This window comes from Pseudomonas sp. LAP_36 (assembly GCF_019456785.1).
In the GTDB taxonomy this organism is placed as follows: domain Bacteria; phylum Pseudomonadota; class Gammaproteobacteria; order Pseudomonadales; family Pseudomonadaceae; genus Aquipseudomonas; species Aquipseudomonas tritici.
On the sequence record NZ_JAHZMS010000002.1, the window covers coordinates 751,890 to 768,701 of the forward strand.

Here is a 16,812-nt window from a genome sequence, read left to right on the forward strand (position 1 = left end):
TGAATGTCCCCTCGAAAAAGTGCGCCACTTTACCATATAGGTTCGTCGACCACAGACCCCATCGGCTGCGGCCACAAGCGCCTAAGGTAACCGTTCACGCCAGAACCTGCGTTGACTGCGCGCAACAACCGGTGGTGCAAATGCCCCCAGTTGCAGGCGCACGGCGCCCTGCTCGGCGCTGTCATAGACCTGGCTGCCCAACCGCTGGTAGCGTGCCATCACCTGCGGATGCGGATGGCCGAACGCATTGCTGCGCCCTCGTGAAATGAGCACCGAACGAGGGGCAAGGTGTTCCACAAACGCCCAGGACGAAGAACTGCGACTGCCATGGTGTGGCGCCTGCAACCAATCGGTGGGCACTGCCAGAGGTGAGGCGAGCATTGCCTGTTCCGCCGCGCGGTCGATATCGCCGGTCAACAGTAAGCGCTCACCATTGGCCTGCACCTGCAACACGCAGGACTTCGGGTTGCCACTGATAGCGTCCGGCCACTGCCACAGCTCGAACGTCACACCGTCCCAGGTCCATCGCTCGCCACTGTTGCACGACTGCGTACCGAGAAACGCCGGCAGGCCCTCGGTTTCCCCGCCCACCACGCGTTTGATTGGCATCCCCTTGGCAATCGCCCCCGCGCCGCCGGCATGATCCGCATCGGCATGGCTGATCAACATCATGTCTAACGCCTTTACCCCGAGTTTTTGCAGCGACGGCAATACCACCCGCGCACCCAGGTCAAAGGTTCCGGAGCGCGGGCCGGCGTCGTAGAGCAAGGTGTGATGGCGAGTACGCAAGATCAGCGACTGCCCCTGGCCGACGTCCAACTGCACCACCTCCACTTGCCCATGGGGCACCAGTTCACGCGGGGGAAACACCGCCAGCAACAGCATCGGCAAGCCCAGCACACGAAATGGCACGCCCTTGGGTAATAGCAATAGCAGCGCACCGAGCAGGCTCAGCAGCCAATACCGCTGCGGTACCTCGGCCGGAATCCAGGCAGGCAGTTGTCCGGCAAGCCATGCCAAGCCCTTGAACAACCCATCCAACGCACCGCCCGCCAGCCATAGCACTCCCTCCCCTATAAACGGCAGCGGCAGCAACGCTGTCCCCAGCAACGCCAGCGGTAACACCACCAGGCTGATCCAGGGCACGGCAACCAGATTGGCCAGCGGCGCACTCAGGCTGATGGGCAACCCCAGCACCAGCAAGACAGGTAACAATCCAACGGCAATCAACCACTGGGGGCGGGTCCACGCCTGCCACACGCTCCACGCCCCCAGCCGCCCACCAAACGCCAGGATCAGCACTGCCACCGCCGCAAACGACAACCAGAACCCCGACTGTAAACTGGCCAACGGCTCCAGGACCAACACCCCATCGAGTGCCAACAGCAACGGCCACCACAGCCCCAGGTGCCGGAAGCGCAGCCGCCATAACAACACCAGCCCCACCATCACACAGGCGCGCTGCACCGGCACGCCAAACCCGGCCAGCAAGCCGTAACTCAGCGCGGCCGTGAACGCCAGGCCACACGCCCACGGCAGCCACGGCCAGGTTCGGGGCCAGAGCCCATAACGTGCCAACCCGGCGATCAACCCGTAGATCAAGCCCGCCAGCATGCCGATGTGCTGGCCGGATATAACCAGCAGATGCACAGTGCCGGTGTCCTGTAGCACCTGCCAATCAGCGGCGGCCAATCCAGAGCCGTCTCCCAGCACCAGGGCGATCAGGCCTGCTTCCCGACCAAAGGCATCCACCGCCATCAAGCGCTGGCGCACGCCATCCCGCCAGGCGCTGCGCGCCGCAGCCAGACGTTCGCCGTCCTTCACCGTGCCGGTGGCACCAATACGTTGGGCGAGCAGCCAGGCTTCCTGGTCAAATCCGTGAAAATTCAGCAGACCGGCCGGCCGCTTCAGGGTGATTGCCAGGCGCCAGCGCTCACCGCTGTGCACAGGCGGCCCGCCACGCCAGGACACTCGGATGCGTTTGGGCAACCGGGCATTTCGCGACCGGCTGTCGGCCAATTCGAAACGCCCCCCTTCGCCCGTCTGCTGCGGCAGCCCAATGACTCGCCCCTCCACCCAACGTGTCTGGCCGTCCAGGGTCGGCTTGAGGCGATCATCCAGCGCCCACTGCGCACTGATGCATGCCCAGCTCAGCCCCAGCAGGAAAAACGCCAGTGGGTAAGTGCGAAACGGCAACAGCATCAACGCCAGCACCAGCAAGGCGATCAGCCATCCCGCAGGCGGCAATGCCGGTAAAAAACGCAGGGCCAGTAACCCCAGCGCCAACGCGAACATCCCTGTCCTCATGAATCATCCCTTTCAAGTGATCCACTCAGTCTTAGCCGGGCGTCCGACATTGCCTATGATGTTTTGTCACAAAGTCTGAATTTTCTGTTTATAGAATGCGGGCATACTTGCCCCTCGAACTGACCTGGACCCCTTATGCCACGGCGCTTATTCAAACGGTACATGCCTGACCCCAGCAGTATCAGGGAACACAAGTCATTACAGTTTCTCGGCACATTGCTGCATGACCCGAACCTCTGGCACCTCAACCGGCACTCGGTCGCGCGCGCGATGGCCGTAGGTTTGTTCGCGGCCTTTATCCCGATTCCCTTGCAGATGCTGCTGGCGGCCGTCCTGGCGATTACCGTGCGCGGCAACATGCCCATCGCGGTCAGCCTGGTGTGGCTGACCAACCCGATCACCATGCCGGTGGTGTTTATCTGCACCTACATGACCGGCGCCTGGCTGATGAACGTGCCACCCCGCAGCCTGCCCGATGACCTGACCTGGGAATGGATCAGCGGGCAACTGAGTACGTTGTGGCAGCCGTTCCTGCTCGGTTCAGTGGTATTGGGACTGGTGCTGGGCGCCCTCGCCTACTGCCTGACCATGGGCTATTGGCGCTGGTGGGTTGCCCATCAGTGGAAAAAGCGCAAACAACGCCGCGCTTAGCAGGCCCGCAAGCGCAAATGCACGCGCAGCCCTTGCCCGGTGTTTTACGCCCACAGGCTGCCGTCCTGGCGTTGCACGGCGTTGCGGGCAATGCTCAAGCCCAGGCCGAAGCCACCATCGCCGGGGCGTGAACCGTCCAGGCGGGTAAAGGGCGCGAAGATCCGTTCCAGGTCCCCGTCATCGATCCCGCCGCCCTGATCCTCCAGCCACACATGCCAATAATCCCCTTCACGCCGGCCATCCAGGCTGACCACGCCGCCCACAGGCGAATGGCGAATAGCGTTGCGCAGGATGTTTTCCAGGGCCTGGGCCAACGCATTCAGGTTGCCCCGTACCCAGCACTCCGTACCTAGCAGGCAAGGCAGGCGCGACGCCGGCCAATCGCTTTCAAAACACGCGTTTTCGCGCAGCATGTCCCATAACGCCTGAAGCTGGATATCCTCCTGGGGCAGCGGCGCGCGCTCGGTGTCCAGCCAGGCCAGTTGCAGGCTGTCTTCGACTAGGCGCTGCATGGCGTCGATCTCACGCCCCAACCGCTCGCGCAGTTGCGCCAGGTCTTGCTCACTGTCCCGCGCCATCTGCAGGCCCTGCTGGCCGTTCTGGCACCAGGTCACCTGGAACCCACAGCGCCCCAGGTACTCATGGACCTAGGCGCCCAGCACGGGTGTCATCTTCGATGGTCAGGATACTGGGCAGGCCGATTGATGCGGGATTCATTAGTATCTGCAAGTCATTCTCAATGGCCGATTATTCAAGATTGCCTTGCCGCAGGCAATCGCCACCGGGCGCCAAATGACTTCAAGATTGCCGTATGTCATTAATTTGCAAGATTCCACGCCGCGCAAATGGCTACACTGCGCAGGTGGCGCGGGCCGGATGCCCGTGCCGATCATAGATATCAATGTGGTAGCAGGAGAGTAGCGTGCTGACAAGAATGGGGATAAAAGGCCGCGTACTGTTGCTGACCTTATTACCGACCAGCCTGATGGCCTCGTTGCTGGGGGGCTACTTCACCTGGATGCAGCTCTCGGAACTGCAGACCCAATTGCTGCAACGCGGCGAAATGATCGCCGAGCAATTGGCTCCGCTGGTGGCGCCGGCCCTGAGCGCCCGCAACACCGACCTGCTGGAGCGCATCGCCACTCAATCCCTGGAGCAGCCGGACGTGCGCACCGTGGCGTTCCTCAGTCCGGACCGCATCTCCCTGGCCCATGCGGGCCCGACTATGCTCAACCAGGCGCCCATCGGCAACAGTTCCCATTTGTTGCAGCGCACCGGCAATGACGCCACCCGCTACCTGCTGCCGGTGTTTGGTCGTCATCGCAACCTTGCGGGCGACCTGATCCCGGATGAAGCCGACCGCCTGCTGGGCTGGGTCGAGGTGGAACTCTCCCACAACGGCATGTTGCTGCGCGGCTACCGCAGCCTGTTCGCCAGCCTGCTGCTGATCGCCATCGGCTTGATCTGCACCGCGGCATTGGCTTTGCGCATCAGCCGCACGATCAACTCGCCAATCGGCCAGATCAAGCAGGCCGTGGCCCAACTCAAGGACGGCAACCTGCAAACCCGCTTGCCTGCGCTGGGCAGCCAGGAGCTGGACCAGCTCGCGTCGGGCATCAACCGCATGGCCGAGACCCTGCAGAACGCCCAGGAAGAACTGCAACACAGCATCGACCAGGCCACCGAAGACGTGCGCCAGAACCTGGAAACCATCGAGATCCAGAACATCGAGCTGGACCTGGCGCGCAAGGAAGCCCTGGAGGCCAGCCGCATCAAGTCGGAGTTCCTGGCCAACATGAGCCATGAGATCCGCACGCCGCTCAACGGTATCCTCGGCTTTACTCACCTGCTGCAAAAAAGCGAACTGACCCCACGCCAGCTCGATTACCTGGGCACCATCGAAAAGTCTGCCGACAACCTGCTGGGCATCATCAACGAGATCCTCGATTTTTCGAAAATCGAAGCCGGCAAGCTGGTGCTCGACAGCATCCCGTTCAACCTGCGCGACTTGCTGCAGGACACCCTGACCATCCTCGCTCCCGCCGCCCATGCCAAACAGCTGGAGCTGGTCAGCCTCGTCTACCGCGACACGCCGCTGGCGCTGGTCGGGGACCCGCTGCGCCTGAAGCAGATCCTGACCAACCTGATCAGCAACGCGATCAAGTTCACCCGTGAAGGCACCATCGTGGCCAGGGCGATGATCGAGGACGAGCAGGAAGACAGCGTGCAACTGCGCATCAGCGTGCAGGACACCGGCATCGGCCTGTCCAGCCAAGACGTGCGCGCGTTGTTCCAGGCGTTCAGCCAGGCCGATAACTCACTGTCGCGCCAGCCCGGCGGCACCGGGTTGGGCCTGGTGATTTCCAAGCGCCTGATCGAGCAGATGGGCGGTGAAATCGGCGTCGACAGTACGCCGGGCGAAGGTTCGGAGTTCTGGATCAGCCTGAACCTGCCCAAGACCCGTGACGATGTCGAGGATTTGCCTTGCGCGCCGCTGCTCGGCCGTCGCGTGGCGGTGCTGGAAAACCATGAACTGGCGCGCCAGGCGCTGCAACATCAGTTGGAAGACTGCGGCCTGGAAGTTACCCCGTTCAACAGTCTGGAAAGCCTGACCAACGGCATCACCAGTGCCCATCAGACCGATCAGGCGATTGACCTGGCGGTACTTGGCGTAACCGCCAATGACATCCCGCCCGAGCGCCTCAACCAGCATCTATGGGACCTTGAACACCTGGGCTGCAAGGTGCTGGTGCTGTGCCCCACCACTGAACAGATGCTGTTCAACCAGTCCGTACCCAACCCCAATAGCCAATTGCAGGCCAAGCCGGCGTGTACGCGCAAGCTGCGCCGCGCGCTGTCCGACCTGATCAGCCCGCGGCCATCGCGCAGCGAACCGGGCGAGCCGCTGTCCAGCCGGGCGCCGCGCGTATTGTGCGTGGATGACAACCCGGCGAACCTGCTGCTGGTCCAAACCCTGCTGGAAGACATGGGCGCGCGGGTGCGTGCAGTGGAAAGCGGGTATGCGGCCGTCGACGCCGTGAAACAGGACACTTTCGACCTGGTGCTGATGGACGTGCAAATGCCTGGCATGGACGGCCGCCAAAGCACCGAGGCGATCCGCCAGTGGGAAAGCGAGCGCAGCGGCACGCCATTGCCGGTGGTCGCCCTCACCGCCCACGCCATGGCCAACGAAAAGCGCGCCTTGCTGCAAAGCGGCATGGACGACTACCTGACCAAACCCATCAGCGAACGGCAACTGGCCCAAGTGGTGTTGAAATGGACCGGCCTGGCCCTGCGTAACCAAGGCCCGGAACGCCCAACGGACGGCCTCGGCCCTGGCGTGAAATTGCCGGTGCTCGACCATGAAGAGGGCCTGCGCCTGGCCGCCGGCAAGGCTGACCTGGCGGCGGACATGCTCGCCATGTTGCTGGCCTCCCTGGAAGCCGACCGCCTGGCCATCACCATCGCCCGCGAAGCCAATGACAACAACGCCCTGATCGAACGTGTGCACCGCCTGCACGGCGCAACCCGTTACTGCGGCGTACCGCAACTGCGTGCCGCCTGCCACCGCGCCGAGACCCTGCTCAAACAGGACGACGCCAAGGCCCTGCACGCGCTGGACGAACTGGACATGGCGATTGCCCGGCTGGCGAGTGAAGCAAGGGTCAATGCCTAATGCTCCGCTTTGGATCTGCTTTTGATCTTAATCTCAGGCGCCCCGTCAACCACGCTGGCCGCTTACTTTTGGGTCTTTCCAAACCCCCGTCGCCTGACAGGCCGTAATCGCAGGCAAGCCAGCTCCCACAGGGTTTATGTATTTATTCAGTCAGTCAGTTAGTGCAGAGAGCATTCCAATGCGCGTCATTCTTTTCAGTAGCCAGACCTACGACCGCGACAGTTTTCTCGGCGAACCGCTGCCACCGGGCCTGGCGCTGCAATTCCAGCCTGCACGGCTCAACCTCGACACCGTGGCCCTGGCCGAGCATCACGAAGTGGTGTGCGCCTTCATCAATGACGACCTCAGCGCCGCGGTGCTGGAGCACTTGGCCAAGGGCGGTACGCGGTTGATCGCCCTGCGCTCGGCGGGCTACAACCATGTGGACCTGGCCGCCGCCAAGCGCCTGGGCCTGACCATCGTGCGCGTGCCGGCCTACTCGCCCCACGCGGTGGCCGAACATGCGGTCGCACTGATCCTCGCCCTCAACCGCCGCCTGCATCGCGCCTACAATCGCACCCGCGACGGCGACTTCAGCCTGCATGGCCTCACCGGTTTCGACCTGGTGGGCAAGACCGTCGGCGTGGTCGGCACCGGGCAGATCGGCGCGACGTTCGCCAAGATAATGGCCGGTTTCGGTTGCCAACTGCTCGCCTACGACCCCTTCCCAAACCCGCAGGTCCTGGCCTTGGGGGCGCGCTACGTGAGCCTGCCTGAGTTGCTGGCCCAAGCGCAGATCATCAGCCTGCACTGCCCGCTGACCGCCGACAGTAAACACTTGATCAACGCCCGCTCCCTGGCACAGATGCAGCCGGGTGCGATGCTGATCAACACCGGTCGCGGGGGGTTGGTCGACACCCCGGCGCTGATCGAGGCACTCAAGGAGGGCCAACTCGGCTACCTCGGGCTGGATGTGTATGAGGAGGAAGCGCAGCTGTTTTTCGAGGACCGCTCCGACCTGCCCCTGCAAGACGACGTACTCGCGCGTCTGCTGACCTTTCCCAATGTGATCATCACCGCGCACCAGGCATTTCTTACCCGCGAAGCCCTGGCGGCCATCGCCGGCACCACCTTGGCCAACATTGCCGCATGGGCCGATGGCCGGGCGCAGAACCTTGTCGAAGGATGATCAGCGGTCACATACCAGGCTCATGATAGGCCAGCACCCGTGATAGGATGCCGCGCCTATTTGGAGGATCCATGGCCGAACACGATTTCCGCTTCAGCTTGCTGAGCCCGCAACACACCCTGATCGAATGCCGCGCCCTGGTGCCGGGCCGTTACCAGGTGACTGGCAACGGTGGTTCGATCAAGCATGGCGACGTGCTGATCGTCACCCTGCGTGGCAGTAAAACCCTGTCGATGCGCCTTACCGTCGAAGGTGACGCACGCTACTCCATCCGCCCGGCCGGCCAATGGGTCGCCATGGCCCAGGGGCCGAAATTCGGCGAGTTGGAGATTCACACCTGGAAGGTCAACTGCGACAGCTGCGATGCGGTGCTGGAGTTCGAGTTTGCGGTGGAAACCAAGCTGACCAAAGAACCCCTGCAACCGGCCGCCAACGCGCGCATTGCCGAGTTGGGCTGGGCCAGCGAAGGCGACAAGCACCGCTGCCCGAAATGCCAAAAGGCCGCGCAATGAGAGGCCTGCTCTTGCTCGCCGCCCTCGGGGCGGCCCTGACGGGTTGCGCCGGGGACGCGGTCAAGCTCAAGCGGGATCATAGCTACGTGGTGGAATGGATTGGTGAGCGGCCGTTGATGGATTACGCGCACCTGACCGTCACCCTCGGCACCGATGGCCGCGCCTACGGCAATGGCGGTTGCAACCACTGGTTTGCGCCGTACACCGTCGAAGGCGACAAGATCAGCTTCGGCAAGATCGGCAGCACCCGCAAGCTGTGCGCCGAAGCCTTGATGGAGCAGGAACACCGCTTCTTCCAGGCCCTGCAGGGGGTGCAGCGCTGGGATATCTCACCGATTGACCAAACGCGCTTCTGGCCGGCCGAGGGCAAGCCGATTCGCCTGTGGCTGGAAGAAGGCTGATTTCACTGCGGATTGGCTTTTCTGTGGGAGCTGGCTTGCCTGCGATCACATCGACTCGGTACCACAGACACATTGAGTCGCCTGCATCGCAGGCAAGCCAGCGCCTACCAAATCAGCCGCGTAAAGCCTTGAGCTTAGCCAACACCCCTTCCGCCGTCTGCTCACCCATCAGCTGCTCGCGCACCTTGCCCTTGTCATCAATGATGTAGGTCACCGGCAACGCTTCGCTGCGCGGGATATCAAAAATCCCCTCCGGGTTCTGCGCCAGCACGGTGAACTTGATGCCCAGTTTGTCACTGGCGGCTTTCAGCTCTTCACCCTGCACGTTGTCGAAATTGACCCCGAACACCCCCACGTTCTGAGCCTTCAGCTGTTCGGCCAAGGCATTGAGTTCAGGAATTTCCGTGCGGCACGGGCCACACCATTCGGCCCAGTAATTGACCACCAGCCACTGTTTGTCCAAGCGTTCGGCCGCCACTTTCTGGCCATACTGGTCAACGCCGTAGTCATTACCGCAGCCGCTGAGCAGCAGGGTTGTGATGATCGCCAATGCACCGATCAGTCGCCTAGTCATGGGGTAATCCTTCGCAAAAATGAACGTTGACTGCGACCTATCGCCTCTTACGGTTTAAGGACGGGCCGCAGCGCGGGTAGAATACCCGCCACCTTACGCAAGATGCGACCCGCACATGACCGATCTGACGCTTTATCACAACCCGCGCTGCTCGAAATCCCGCGGTGCGCTGGAATTGCTCGAAGCCCGCGGCCTCACGCCCAGCGTGGTGCGCTACCTCGAAACCCCGCTGAGCGCCGCGCAGCTGAAAGCATTGCTCGGCAAGCTGGGCATCAGCGCGCGCCAACTGCTGCGCACCGGCGAAGACGAATACAAGACCCTCAACCTGGCCGACGCCAGCCTCAGCGAAGCGCAATTGATCGCCGCCATCGCCGAGCATCCAAAGTTGATGGAACGCCCGATCCTCGAAACCACCGATAAAGCCATCATTGGCCGTCCGCCAGAGAACGTGCTGGAGATCCTGCCGTGAGTGCCCCGTATGTGCTGGTTTTGTACTACAGCCGTAACGGCTCGGTCAGCGAAATGGCCCGGCACATTGCCCGGGGCATCGAACAAGGCGCAATGGAGGCCCGACTGCGCACCGTGCCGGCGATCTCCACCGAGTGCGAAGCCGTCGCGCCGAGCATTCCGGACGAAGGCGCACTGTATGCCAGCCTCGATGACCTGAAAAACTGCTCGGGCCTGGCCTTGGGCAGCCCGACCCGCTTCGGCAACATGGCCGCGCCGCTCAAGTACTTTATCGACGGCACCAGCAACCTGTGGCTCACCGGCGCCCTCGTCGGCAAGCCGGCCGGGGTGTTTACCTCCACCGCCAGCCTGCATGGCGGCCAGGAAACCACGCTGATGTCGATGCTGTTGCCGCTGTTGCACCACGGCATGTTGATCACCGGCCTGCCCTACAGCGAACAGGCATTGCTCGACACCCAAGGCGGCGGCACGCCGTATGGCGCCAGCCACCATGCCGGGCCTGACGGCAAGCGCATGCTCGATCAACACGAAATCACGCTGTGCCGCGCCTTGGGCCTGCGCCTGGCTAAAACCGCTAGGTTGCTGGAGAACGGCCGTGGCCAGGAAGCCTAAGGTCCTGCCCTCCCAGGCGTGGCTGGCGCCACGGGTCAAGGTGGCGCGCACGCTGAGCCTGTTGGCGTTTTTGGGCTTGGTGGGGTTGCTCTGCGTTTACTACCTGTTCGTCGCCGACCTGCACGGCGCGCGGCCGTGGGTGATCCTGCTGATCGAACTGGTGCCGCTGCTGGTGCTGGCGCCCGGCATGCTGCAAGGCAGCGCGCGCGGGCATTCGTGGATGTGTTTTGTGGTGAACCTGTATTTCATCAAAGGCGCGCTGGCGGCGTACGACCCGAACCGGCAGTGGTTCGGGGTGTTGGAGATGCTGGCGAGCCTGGCGGTGTTTTGTACGGCGTTGTTGTACGTGCGGTGGCGGCATCAGTTGAATCGGCGGTTGGCGGCAGGTCCTTTGCCGGCCTGACGTCCGCTATCGCAGGCAAGCCAGCTCCCACATTTGGAATGCATTCCCCTGTGGGAGCTGGCTTGCCTGCGATGGCCTCACCTCGGTCTCAATGATTCACCGTATAGGCCAACATCATCGACAACTGACACATCGGCCGGCCGCTCTCGGCATGCCACTGGTTGAACGCCCCCTGCACCGCCGCCAGGTCGCGCAGGCTGGTCGGCGCCTTGTCGACGATTTTCTGCGCGTTCAACGCCGCGACCACGTCATAACTCGGCACAAACGTGTCCTTGCCCACCATGCGCAAAAAGCGCGGCGCTGACAGCCCGCCCAGTTGGTGGCCGTGCTTGCTCAGGTACTTCCACAGCCCAACGATATCGGTCACCGGCCAATCGGCGACAAACGCACCAAAGCTGCCTTTCTCCTGCTCAATGTCGAGGATCATCTGCGCATTGCGCGGCACGCTCTTGAGCTTGCCCAGGTGGCGGATGATTCGCGTGTCCTGCATCAACCGCTCCAGGTGTTCGGCGCCCATCAGCACGACTTTTTCCGGATCGAAGCCGAAGAACACTTGCTCGAACGCCGGCCACTTGGCGTCTACCACGCTGTGCTTCAAACCCGCGCGAAATACCCGCAGCGCCAATGTCGACAGGTAGCGGTCATCACTGATCTTGCGTAACTGCGCCGGGGTCTTGGGTACAGGCAGGTGGGCTTCCAGCTCGGCCGCCGAACCGAAGCGGTTCAGACAATATTCGTGCAGCCACTTGTAATCGCGCATGCCCTCTCCTGGGATTCGAATTGAAAACGGCGCCCGCGAGCGCCGTGTGTCAGAGCATTGAATAGGCTCAGAGGTTCACAACATTAACGAAGCGCGAAGCGGCGCTCTCATCAATTTTCAGGCTGGTGAAGTCGAACAGGTTGCGGTCGGCCAACTGCGACGGCTGCACGTTCTGCAGGCTGCGGAAGATGCTTTCGGTGCGACCGGGCGTCTTGCGCTCCCAGTCCAGCAGCATCTCCTTGACCACCTGGCGCTGCAGGTTTTCCTGGGAGCCACACAGGTTGCACGGGATGATCGGGAATTGCTTGAGGTCGGAGTAGGCCTGGATGTCCTTCTCGTTGCAATACGCCAGCGGGCGGATTACCACGTTGCGCCCGTCATCGGCGCGCAGCTTGGGTGGCATGGCTTTGAGCGAGCCATTGAAGAACATATTGAGGAAGAAGGTTTCGACGATGTCATCGCGATGATGACCCAGGGCCATCTTGGTCGCGCCGATCTCATCGGCGAAGGTGTACAGCGTGCCACGGCGCAGGCGCGAGCACAGCGAGCAGGTGGTCTTGCCTTCCGGGATCAGTTCCTTGACCACCGAATAGGTGTCTTTTTCGACGATGTGGTAATCGACGCCCAACGCCTTGAGGTAGGCCGGCAGCACATGCTCGGGGAAGCCCGGTTGTTTCTGGTCCATGTTGACGGCAACGATCTCAAACGTGATCGGCGCGACCTTTTGCAGGTGCAGCAGCACATCAAGCAAGGTGTAGCTGTCTTTGCCGCCGGAGAGGCAGACCATGACCTTGTCGCCGTCCTCGATCATGTTGAAATCGGCGACCGCTTCACCGGCCAGGCGACGCAGGCGTTTTTGCAGTTTGTTCTGGTTGACCGTAAGAGTGCCCATGGCGCTTGGATCCGCTGGAGGTGTGTGACGAAAAGCCGGGTATTTTACCGTTATGAGCGACCGAGTTCCAATGTGGGAGCTGGCTTGCCTGCGATAGCGGTGGGCCAGTTAACGTATCGGTTTCTGACAGGTCGCCATCGCAGGCAAGCCAGCTCCCACAGTCGACCGAGTGGCGCCTGACAGACCTCACCGCGATTAAGCCCAATGTTTACAGCGCAATTTGCTCTAAAGGCCCTACAGTTATTCCGGGCATCTCTTCCTATACTGCGACTAGAGGTCGCACAGCTATCCGGGACCTTTGAGGCCATTTGGCCCGTGGGCGCTCCGATGGGGGGCGATGGCAATAACGACAGGAGTGACCGGCATGATCCATCACGTCGTGGGGCTTTTTACCCATCCCGACCAGGAATGGCGGGAAATTCGTGGCGATAAAGAAGAAAGCATCAGCCACATGTACCTCACTCACACACTGATTCTCGCGGCGATCCCCGCCGTATCAGCCTTTATCGGTACCACCCAGGTTGGCTGGGTCATCGGCAACCGCTCGCCAGTGATGCTGACCCAGGAAAGCGCCCTGTGGATGACGCTCATGTCCTACGCCGCCATGCTTGGCGGTGTGGCGGTGATGGGCGCGTTCATCCACTGGATGGCGCGTACCTACGACGCCAACCCCAGCATGGCGCGCTGCGTGGCGTTTGCCACCTACACCGCCACGCCGCTGTTTATCGGCGGGCTGGCGGCGCTCTACCCACATATGTGGCTGGGCATGGTCGTGGGCACGGCGGCGATTTGCTACACGGTGTACCTGCTGTACGTGGGGCTGCCGACCTTCATGAACATCGACCCGGATGAGGGTTTCCTGTTTTCCAGCTCGGTGCTGGCCGTAGGCCTAGTGGTACTGGTGGCGATCATGGCGTTTACCGTGATTGTCTGGGGCCTCGGCGTAGGGCCGATCTATACCAACTGATCCGATTAAACCGTAGGAAAGGCCACCGCAAGGTGGCTTTGTGCGTTATGCATGACCATTCGGCGCCTGACAGATTCGGAAACACTCAGCTTTGCGGCATACTGGGGGTCTCTGGAGATATGTACAGCATGCCCGAGCAACTCAATACCCGCGTCGAAGATTGTTTCCAACAAGCCGAATCCTTTTTCAAACGAAGCTTCAAACGCCCCCAGGTCAGCCTCAAGCTGCGGGGCCAGAAGGCCGGTGTCGCGCATTTGCACGAGAACCTGCTGCGCTTCAACCCACAGTTGTACCGTGAAAACAGCCAGCATTTCCTGAAACAGACCGTGGCCCACGAAGTGGCGCACCTGATCGCCCACCAATTGTTCGGCGAGCGCATTCAGCCCCATGGCGAGGAATGGCAATTGATCATGCGCGGGGTTTACGAACTGCCGCCTGACCGTTGCCACACGTATGAGGTGAAGCGTCGCCAGGTGACTCGCTATATTTACCGATGCCCGTGTGCCGATAGCGACTTTCCGTTTTCGTCGCAGCGACATGGTATGGTGGCGCAGGGGCGGCGGTATTTGTGTCGGCGGTGTCGGCAGACGTTGGTGTTTACCGGGGAAACTCGGGTGGAGTGAGGGCCTCATCGCAGGCAAGCCAGCTCCCACACTTTGACCGCGCCGCCTATCAAATGTGGGCGCTGGCTTGCCTGCGATAGCGTCAGCTCAGGCTACCCAACCACCTTAGCCTGTCGCAGCTCGCTTATCCGCTGAGCACTAAGCCCCAACTCCGCCAATACCTCATCACTGTGCGCCCCCACTGCAGCTCCGATATGCCGAGGCGCTGGCACCCCCTCGGAAAACTTCAACGGGCAGGCCAGTTGCGCCTGGGTCGAACCGTCACCCCGAGGCACCTGGCTGATCAGTTCGCGCGCTTTTAACTGCGGATGCTCCACTGCCTCGCTCAGGCTGAGCACCGGTTCGACACAGGCGTCGACCCCAGCAAACAACTCACACAACTCTTCGAAGCTACGCTTTTCAAACTCGACTTTCAGCGCCTGCTTAAGGGCTTTTTGCTGCTCCGGCCTGGGCGACAAGCCTTGTGCCGCCAACTCCGGCCGTCCCAGCGTTTCACAGAGTTGTTGCATGAACCCTGGCTCCAAACTGCCCACCGCCATCCAGCGCCCCTCCCGCGAGCGGTAATAGTCGTAGAAACTCCCGCCGTTAAGCACATGGCTCTCCCACTCCGGCTCCACCCCACACGCCAGGTAACCCGCGCCGGCCATGGCATTCAGGCTGAACGAGCAGTCGGTCATGCTCACATCCAGGTATTGGCCGACCCCGCTCTGCTGTCGGGCGATAACAGCCGCTAACAACCCCACCACCGCATGCAGCGACCCTCCTCCCACGTCCGCCAGTTGCACGCCCAACGGCAGCGGCCCGCTGTCGGCACGACCGGTGTAGCTGGCCACGCCGGCCAGTGCCAGGTAATTGATATCGTGCCCGGCGCGGTCCTTATAGGGCCCGGTCTGGCCGTAACCGGTGATAGACACGTAAATCAGCTTTGGGTTGATCGCCTTCAACGCCTCATACCCCAAGCCCAGACGTTCCATCACCCCTGGCCGGAACTGTTCGAGCACGATGTCGTACGCCTTGACCAACGCCCGCACGATCTCCAGCGCTTCAGGCTGCTTGAGGTCAAGCGCCAGGCTGCGCTTATTGCGATTGAGGTAGGCATGGCTCGCCGAAACACCCTGATCATGGGGCGGTAATACCCGCAGCAGGTCCGGGCGCGTGGGCGATTCGATACGCAGCACCTCGGCGCCCATGTCCGCCAGCATCAACGATGCAAACGGGCCCGGCAGCAAGGTGGAAAAATCCAACACTTTGAGGGACGCCAAGGGACCTGACATGGGCACTCCATTTTTGTTTTGAATGCACACAGACTAGGCAGCCTTGCGCTTACCGGCAATCGCCGGAACGGTCACCAACAGTGACCGTTTTGATCACGGCGGGCTTTTTCGTGGCAGCGGCTTTATCATTGCCCCACGTTTGCTTGCAGAGTGTTCCATGAAGTTCGCGATTGCACTGTTTTCCGCCGCCCACGCGCCCTCTTCGCGCCGTGCCCTGCTGTTCGCCCAAGCGGCGTTGGCCGGCGGGCATGAGATTGTGCGGCTGTTTTTCTACCAGGACGGCGTGTATAGCGCGTCCAATAACATCGTTGCGCCCCAGGATGAGCAAGACATTGCCCGCCAATGGCGTGAGTTTGTCAGCCAGCACCAACTCGACGGTGTGGTGTGCATCGCTGCCGCCTTGCGCCGTGGCGTGCTTAACCAGGAGGAAGCCGCGCGCTATCAACGCAGCGCGGTGAACCTGGATGCACCGTGGGCGCTGTCGGGCCTGGGTCAGTTGCATGACGCCGCCCAGGCCGCTGACCGCCTGATCTGCTTTGGAGGGCCGTGACATGTCCAAATCCTTGTTGGTGATCAGCCGTCAGGCGCCATGGTCCGGGCCGAGTGCCCGGGAAGCCTTGGATATCGTCCTGGCCGGTGGCGCCTTCGATCTACCGATCGGCCTGCTGTTCCTTGATGACGGCGTGTTCCAACTGGCGCCGCACCAGGATGCCAAGGCCGTGCAGCAAAAAGACCTCAGCGCCAACTTGCAGGCATTGGGCCTTTTTGGCATCGATGACGTATTTGCCTGCCGCCATAGCCTGGCCGAGCGCGGCCTCGCGCCGCCCGCCAGCGCCCAGCCGCTGGACAGCGAAGCGATCTCCCAGTTGATTGACCGTTACGACCAGGTGATGACCCTCTGATGTCGACTCTGCATGTGGTTTCCCACTCCCCGTTTACCGATAGCCGCCTCGACAGCTGCCTGCGCATCTGTGGCGCCAAGGACGCCATCCTGCTCTGCGGCGATGGCGCCTACGCGCTGCACAACCCGGCGCTGCAAACCAAGGGCGTGAAGGTCTTTGTGCTGGCCGAAGACATGCAGGCGCGCCATTTGCCTCTGCCGGACTGGGCCGACAGCGTGGACTACCCAGGTTTCGTGCAGTTGTCGATCGACTACGACAAGGTCAACACCTGGCTATGAACACCCTGACCGTCGGCGCACGCACCCTGGAACTGGACAAGGACGGCTACCTCGTTGACCTGAACGAGTGGTCCGATGAGGTGGCAATCGCCCTGGCCGCCACTGAGACGCTGGAGCTGACCCCGGACCATTGGGAAATCCTCCAGCTGCTGCGCCAGTTCTACGCCGAATTCCAGCTGTCGCCCGCCACCCGCCCGCTGATCAAGTACACCGCCTTGAAGCTGGGCCCGGAAAAGGGCAACAGCCTGCACCTCAACAAACTGTTCAACGGCACTCCCGCCAAACTCGCCGCCAAGCTGGCGGGCCTGCCCAGGCCGACGAATTGCTTATGACCGACTTTGCCC

At 62.0% G+C, this 16,812-nt stretch carries 19 protein-coding genes and 1 pseudogene; 14 read left to right on the forward strand and 6 right to left on the reverse strand.

Annotation, left to right across the window (positions count from 1 at the left end):
* Positions 1-81: 81 nt before the first annotated feature.
* Positions 82-2,307, reverse strand: coding sequence for a DNA internalization-related competence protein ComEC/Rec2 (locus JBO08_RS09105; RefSeq protein ID WP_258407213.1), 2,226 nt, complete (start codon positions 2,305-2,307; stop codon positions 82-84).
* Positions 2,308-2,442: 135 nt separating this feature from the next.
* Here JBO08_RS09105 and JBO08_RS09110 point away from each other — a divergent pair, with 135 nt between their 5' ends.
* Entirely contained in the window at positions 2,443-2,958 is a 516-nt protein-coding gene (locus JBO08_RS09110; protein WP_012724913.1) for a DUF2062 domain-containing protein, read from the forward strand.
* A 44-nt stretch (positions 2,959-3,002) separates the two neighbouring features.
* Here JBO08_RS09110 and JBO08_RS09115 read toward each other — a convergent pair.
* Positions 3,003-3,542: pseudogene (locus tag JBO08_RS09115) on the reverse strand (sensor histidine kinase); the annotation flags it as partial.
* Positions 3,543-3,880: 338 nt separating this feature from the next.
* On the opposite strand from JBO08_RS09115, the gene JBO08_RS09120 reads away from it, so the two are divergent.
* From JBO08_RS09120 to JBO08_RS09135, 4 genes are all read left to right on the forward strand, one after another.
* A complete protein-coding gene (locus tag JBO08_RS09120; protein ID WP_065881915.1) occupies positions 3,881-6,634 on the forward strand; it encodes a response regulator in 2,754 nt (917 codons plus the stop codon).
* Positions 6,635-6,812: 178 nt separating this feature from the next.
* Positions 6,813-7,802 carry a 2-hydroxyacid dehydrogenase gene (locus JBO08_RS09125; RefSeq protein WP_220074161.1) on the forward strand — a complete coding sequence of 330 codons (990 nt, stop codon included), beginning with the start codon at positions 6,813-6,815 and terminating at the stop codon, positions 7,800-7,802.
* A 71-nt stretch (positions 7,803-7,873) separates the two neighbouring features.
* The gene (locus tag JBO08_RS09130; protein ID WP_065872093.1) at positions 7,874-8,314 is read left to right on the forward strand and encodes a hypothetical protein; all 441 of its coding nucleotides are present in this window, start codon (positions 7,874-7,876) and stop codon (positions 8,312-8,314) included.
* On the forward strand, positions 8,311-8,715 hold the full coding sequence (locus tag JBO08_RS09135) for an META domain-containing protein (protein WP_065890780.1): 405 nt from the start codon (positions 8,311-8,313) through the stop codon (positions 8,713-8,715). Before JBO08_RS09130 ends, JBO08_RS09135 begins: the two co-directional genes overlap by 4 nt.
* Positions 8,716-8,827: 112 nt before the next feature.
* Here the strand turns inward: JBO08_RS09135 and JBO08_RS09140 are convergent, their stop codons facing one another.
* Positions 8,828-9,289, reverse strand: coding sequence for a TlpA disulfide reductase family protein (locus JBO08_RS09140; protein ID WP_049712698.1), 462 nt, complete (start codon positions 9,287-9,289; stop codon positions 8,828-8,830).
* Positions 9,290-9,404: 115 nt separating this feature from the next.
* Between JBO08_RS09140 and arsC the strand changes: the two genes are divergently transcribed.
* Genes arsC through JBO08_RS09155 form a run of 3 tightly spaced genes read left to right on the forward strand, consistent with a single transcriptional unit; the run spans position 9,405 to position 10,772 of the window.
* Complete coding sequence (gene arsC, locus JBO08_RS09145; RefSeq protein WP_220074160.1) at positions 9,405-9,758, forward strand: arsenate reductase (glutaredoxin); 354 nt, start codon at positions 9,405-9,407, stop codon at positions 9,756-9,758.
* A complete protein-coding gene (gene wrbA, locus JBO08_RS09150) occupies positions 9,755-10,369 on the forward strand; it encodes an NAD(P)H:quinone oxidoreductase (protein ID WP_065872090.1) in 615 nt (204 codons plus the stop codon). Before arsC ends, wrbA begins: the two co-directional genes overlap by 4 nt.
* Entirely contained in the window at positions 10,353-10,772 is a 420-nt protein-coding gene (locus tag JBO08_RS09155) for a DUF2069 domain-containing protein (protein WP_065881909.1), read from the forward strand. The genes wrbA and JBO08_RS09155 overlap by 17 nt, the downstream gene beginning before the upstream one ends.
* Before the next feature lie 88 nt (positions 10,773-10,860).
* On the opposite strand, the gene JBO08_RS09160 is transcribed toward JBO08_RS09155, so the two are convergent.
* Together JBO08_RS09160 and ttcA are read right to left on the reverse strand one after the other, a co-directional pair.
* Positions 10,861-11,532, reverse strand: coding sequence for a DNA-3-methyladenine glycosylase I (locus tag JBO08_RS09160; RefSeq protein WP_065872088.1), 672 nt, complete (start codon positions 11,530-11,532; stop codon positions 10,861-10,863).
* A 67-nt stretch (positions 11,533-11,599) separates the two neighbouring features.
* Positions 11,600-12,424 (reverse strand): tRNA 2-thiocytidine(32) synthetase TtcA, encoded by an 825-nt coding sequence (gene ttcA, locus JBO08_RS09165; protein ID WP_220074159.1) that lies wholly within the window; start codon positions 12,422-12,424, stop codon positions 11,600-11,602.
* A 364-nt stretch (positions 12,425-12,788) separates the two neighbouring features.
* On the opposite strand from ttcA, the gene JBO08_RS09170 reads away from it, so the two are divergent.
* Both JBO08_RS09170 and JBO08_RS09175 read left to right on the forward strand, forming a co-directional pair.
* Positions 12,789-13,391, forward strand: coding sequence for a Yip1 family protein (locus JBO08_RS09170; RefSeq protein ID WP_065872086.1), 603 nt, complete (start codon positions 12,789-12,791; stop codon positions 13,389-13,391).
* A gap of 128 nt (positions 13,392-13,519) precedes the next feature.
* The gene (locus JBO08_RS09175) at positions 13,520-14,014 is read left to right on the forward strand and encodes a SprT family zinc-dependent metalloprotease (protein WP_065872224.1); all 495 of its coding nucleotides are present in this window, start codon (positions 13,520-13,522) and stop codon (positions 14,012-14,014) included.
* Between the two features lie 92 nt (positions 14,015-14,106).
* On the opposite strand, the gene JBO08_RS09180 is transcribed toward JBO08_RS09175, so the two are convergent.
* On the reverse strand, positions 14,107-15,288 hold the full coding sequence (locus JBO08_RS09180) for a CaiB/BaiF CoA-transferase family protein (RefSeq protein ID WP_065881905.1): 1,182 nt from the start codon (positions 15,286-15,288) through the stop codon (positions 14,107-14,109).
* A gap of 157 nt (positions 15,289-15,445) precedes the next feature.
* Between JBO08_RS09180 and tusD the strand changes: the two genes are divergently transcribed.
* The 4 genes from tusD to JBO08_RS09200 are packed head-to-tail and all read left to right on the forward strand — an operon-like array spanning position 15,446 to position 16,800.
* Positions 15,446-15,838 carry a sulfurtransferase complex subunit TusD gene (tusD, locus tag JBO08_RS09185; RefSeq protein WP_065911001.1) on the forward strand — a complete coding sequence of 131 codons (393 nt, stop codon included), beginning with the start codon at positions 15,446-15,448 and terminating at the stop codon, positions 15,836-15,838.
* Position 15,839: 1 nt separating this feature from the next.
* The gene (tusC, locus tag JBO08_RS09190; RefSeq protein ID WP_065872083.1) at positions 15,840-16,190 is read left to right on the forward strand and encodes a sulfurtransferase complex subunit TusC; all 351 of its coding nucleotides are present in this window, start codon (positions 15,840-15,842) and stop codon (positions 16,188-16,190) included.
* The gene (tusB, locus tag JBO08_RS09195; RefSeq protein WP_065881903.1) at positions 16,190-16,468 is read left to right on the forward strand and encodes a sulfurtransferase complex subunit TusB; all 279 of its coding nucleotides are present in this window, start codon (positions 16,190-16,192) and stop codon (positions 16,466-16,468) included. Before tusC ends, tusB begins: the two co-directional genes overlap by 1 nt.
* Positions 16,465-16,800, forward strand: coding sequence for a TusE/DsrC/DsvC family sulfur relay protein (locus JBO08_RS09200; RefSeq protein ID WP_065872081.1), 336 nt, complete (start codon positions 16,465-16,467; stop codon positions 16,798-16,800). The genes tusB and JBO08_RS09200 overlap by 4 nt, the downstream gene beginning before the upstream one ends.
* Positions 16,801-16,812 lie beyond the last annotated feature (12 nt).